The organism is Pseudomonas sp. NPDC088885, assembly GCF_044750025.1.
In the GTDB taxonomy this organism is placed as follows: domain Bacteria; phylum Pseudomonadota; class Gammaproteobacteria; order Pseudomonadales; family Pseudomonadaceae; genus Aquipseudomonas; species Aquipseudomonas rustica.
Window position 1 is genome coordinate 317 of record NZ_JBIVJB010000180.1, and the last position, 3,794, is coordinate 4,110.

The 3,794-nt window shown below is 58.3% G+C and carries 2 protein-coding genes, 1 tRNA gene and 1 pseudogene; 2 read left to right on the top strand and 2 right to left on the bottom strand.

The window, feature by feature from the left end; translation table 11 throughout:
• The first annotated feature begins 33 nt into the window (after window positions 1–33).
• Window positions 34–110 (top strand) — tRNA-Asp (locus tag ACIP1X_RS27975).
• 221 nt (window positions 111–331) lie between these two features.
• Here ACIP1X_RS27975 and ACIP1X_RS27980 read toward each other — a convergent pair.
• Window positions 332–1,501, bottom strand: coding sequence for a catalase family protein (locus ACIP1X_RS27980; RefSeq protein WP_400755888.1), 1,170 nt, complete (start codon window positions 1,499–1,501; stop codon window positions 332–334).
• Window positions 1,498–3,306, bottom strand: a complete 1,809-nt coding sequence (locus ACIP1X_RS27985; protein WP_400755889.1) for a di-heme-cytochrome C peroxidase — start codon at window positions 3,304–3,306, stop codon at window positions 1,498–1,500. Before ACIP1X_RS27985 ends, ACIP1X_RS27980 begins: the two co-directional genes overlap by 4 nt.
• A 269-nt stretch (window positions 3,307–3,575) precedes the next feature.
• On the opposite strand from ACIP1X_RS27985, the pseudogene ACIP1X_RS27990 reads away from it, so the two are divergent.
• Window positions 3,576–3,794 (top strand): annotated as a pseudogene (locus ACIP1X_RS27990) (FKBP-type peptidyl-prolyl cis-trans isomerase N-terminal domain-containing protein); the annotation flags it as partial.

Below are 3,794 nucleotides of genomic sequence, written 5' to 3' on the forward strand. Positions count from 1 at the left end.
GTCATCACCCACCATTCGTTTCAAGCGTTTCGCGCAGCGGTAGTTCAGTCGGTTAGAATACCGGCCTGTCACGCCGGGGGTCGCGGGTTCGAGTCCCGTCCGCTGCGCCATATTCGGAATCTGGAACACTGAACGCCAGAGTCCACAGAAAGCCCGCCTAGTGCGGGCTTTTTGCTGTCTGGGGTTTATGAAATCTCAGATTTGATGCGGACCTGTGGCGAGGGGATTTATCCCCGTTGGCCTGCGCAGCAGGCCCAGATTTTAAAAGCGGGGGCCGCTTCGCAGGCCAACGGGGATAAATCCCCTCGCCACAGGTTATGTGCATATTTTTTTAATGCGCGGCATTCTGGCTGTGGCGATAGTCGCTCACCGCTTCATACACCGCTTTACGCAACCGATTGATCCCGCCAATCGGCCGATGCGCCTCGATACCAAACCACGGATTGAACGACAGGTTGTCGCACGCCAGATTCAGCGCTGGCGTATCGAAGTCCTGCGCCGGCAAGATAATCCGCGCCACCGTCTCAAACGGCGAGTCCTGCTCACGCCATTCAATGCTGGTGTCCTCAATCGGCATGTACTTGTTGGCATCCTGACGCTGAATCTGCAGGACAAAACACGCTGGCACCCGATCCGTCGATAACTGCTGACTCAAAGCGCTGCGCAGAAAATTCGGCAGATCGTGATTCTGTTGAGGCAACGTGTACGCCGGGCAACTGTCCGGATCCGGCATCACCCGAAATTTCGCATTGGCCTCACCGAATTTGTACGGCGAGACCGAAAAATAAGTCGTCTGCGTCGGGCTGTCCGGCGGTGGTGCCAGCGTAGCCAAGGCAATAAACAGATGACGGATCTGCCAAGTGCGTGGATCCCACCCCGGAAAAAACGCCATGATCTTCTTGCCGTCAGCCTGCGCCGCCACATTCTGACGGTACTCGGCGACATCGCTGACAAAGAAGTTCGCATGACTGAACATCACGAAATCCTGTTCGCGCTGCGCCGGTCGATCGCCGAGCAGGGGTTTACCCGACACATCGAACAACTTGATCGCCATACCCCGAGCATCGCGCAGGCTGTCGAATTGCGGATAGGCGTTGCCATTCGAAAGACGAATCATCGCCTGCCAGGTTTTCCCCGGCTCACTGAACACGCCTTGGCGCAATTGTTGCGCCAATTCCGGCAATACTTTGACTTCTGCCTTCACGCAACCATGCGCTTTGGCATGGGCGTCGCGCAGATAACGCGTGGGCTCGCGGTGTTGATCGACGATGCGCACGGCGGTCTGGATCACGTCCTGCGTCATCGCTGCTTCACCGGGCGGAATCTGCTCCAGCGCCGACACCGGGCCGCGGTGCTGCCAGGCAAACCACGCCGTCGCGATCGCCCAGCCGAGCAAGCCAATCACCAGCAGGATTAACACGGTTTTGCCAAGCAAGCGCCCCAGCCACAACCAGATTCGGGCGAGCAACGGCAGTTCTTTCTTGAATGTCGGCATCGTCATGGCAATTGCGCCTCCAGTGGGCCGCCCAGCACTTTCAGGTATTCGAGCAAGGCCCAGCGTTCTTCGGGCTGCAACAGTCGGCCGATCACGCCATTGCCGCGTTCGCCGGCGCGGAATTCATGACCGCTGTTGCGGTTGCCACTGATGCGCGTATCGAACAGGAAGCCATTGGTGAACGCTTCGCTGCGATAGCCCAGATGCCGAGGATCGTATTCGAAGGTGCCTTTATAGAAGGTGGTCGCGCGCTCATCCTGCGGCGAGAGCAATTGATAAACGCTTGGCACCGAACCGTTGTGCAGAAAGGGTGGGGTCGCCCAGACGCCAGCCAATGGCCGCGCCTTGTAAGCGACTTTTTCGCGCACGCCGATCGGCAGGCCGAAACCGTCCAGTCGAGGTTTTTCTTCCGGAGTGACGTTGGCTTCGCGGTAGGCGCGGTTTTCGACGAAAGCGGTGACGTACGCCAGTCCCTTGGCGACTGACAGCTGGCTCAGATCCAGCGGTTCGGTGGGCGTCGGATGCAGTTTGACGTCCATTTTCTCAAGTTCTTTCAAATCCCATTGCAGCGCTGTCAGGTCGAAGCGGTGGGTGGCGATGTTGGTGGCGGCGTTCGGGTCAGTACCGATCACATTGAGCGGCAGCATGTGCAAATGCTGTACCCAGCGCTCGCCCTCTTGGGTGACGCGCGGCACATGGCAGCCGGCGCAGTTTTCCGCGAACAGCGTGCGGCCCTTGGCGGCCAATGGTTTATCGACTGCGCCGAGTACGTCTTCCGGCCAGGCCGGTGGTTGCAGTTTTTGCAGAGTTTCTTCAATTGTGTGCAGATCGCGCACGCGAACGCTGGAGGCGTAGCGCTCATCGCCTTGCAGCGGTTGGCCGTTGGCATCGAAGAAATTCAGCGTAGCGCCCACGCCCAACGCTTCGCCGATATTGCGCGCCATCGGCTGCTGCGCCGAGCCGTTCCACTGCACCCAGTCGAACGTCCACATGTCCCACAACTGCGGGTAATCCACCGGCGCATTGGCCACGCGATAGTTGGCGGGGGAAATCGCATCGCCGAAGGTCGCGTTGGCAATTCGACCGAATGCATCGGCGCGCCCCGGGCCTTCTTCGGTGGGGTAGAGGCCGCGATGGGTGTCGTTCCAGGCGACTTTCAGGAACGTATCCAGCGAGGTTTTGAAGTCCTTGCGCAGTTGCTCGTGGCGCACGTCGTATTTATCGCCGAGCACGCCTCGGGCGAAGCGTTCGAATTTCCATGGGTTGTAGTAAGTCGCCGTCAGACTCGCGACCAATGCCTGTCCGAAACTGCCGCCGCGCAATGTAGGAACACTGGAAGGCAACACATGCTGCGCGGTGCCGCCGTCGATGCGCACGGCCTGGCCTTTGAAACGCAATTCGCCGGTGTGGCAAGCGGCACAAGTTATGTCGAGATATTGCTCGGAAGTAGCGGGGTTTTGATGCCGGGCGAAACCCACGGGCAGGTTGCCGGGGTTGTTCGGTGTGGCTTGCTGTTTTGGATCGACCAGAAAACCGAAGCGCGCGAGGTATTCCGCAGAGGCGAAACGCTGCTCGGAGAAGGGCAGCTCCAGCGCTTGAAACCACTCATAGCGCAGGCCTTTGACCTGTGTGCCCTGAGGCGTGAAGTAATAGGTTTGCCGCTGTTCTTCCGACCATTGATTCAGGTAATGCACCTGCTCGGCCGGGGTGTAGAACGGTAATTTCGGGTTGGCGACGTAATACACAACCACGGCGAGGACGAGGCCGAGCAGCACGACGATCAGGGTCAAAACACGGAATAAGCGGCGCAAGTTAAACATCCTTGTCGAATTATTGCGCTGTTATGCCTGAGGCTATGAGGGTGGGCAAGTGGCCATTACGCCAACTGTTGTGAGAAGTGCCATCAATCGTTGTAGGGCGTAGATGACAGAAGCTTCATCGTGCCTTTAGCCGAATGCGTTTCAATACCTGAACTTATCGCCGCTTTACTGCTCTCATGCCGGTAGCCATTGGTCGTGGCGGCCTGATAAGCTCGCGGCTTTACTCGATTGCCCTTTCGGCGCATGAACAAGGAAATAGCATGAAACAGCATCGGTTGGCGGCGGCGGTAGCCCTGGTTAGCCTGGTACTTGCGGGTTGTGATTCGCAAACCAGCGTTGAGCTGAAAACCCCGGCGCAATAAGCTTCCTACGGTATCGGCCTGAACATGGGCAAGAGCCTGGCTCAGGAAGGCATGGATGATCTGGACTCCAAAGCAGTAGCCCAGGGCATCGAAGATGCCGTCGGCAAGAAAGAACAG

Bases quoted from the DNA above. Each gene is read 5' to 3' on its own strand.
- ACIP1X_RS27980 (WP_400755888.1), bottom strand. From the start codon at position 1,501: ATGACGATGCCGACATTCAAGAAAGAACTGCCGTTGCTCGCCCGAATC.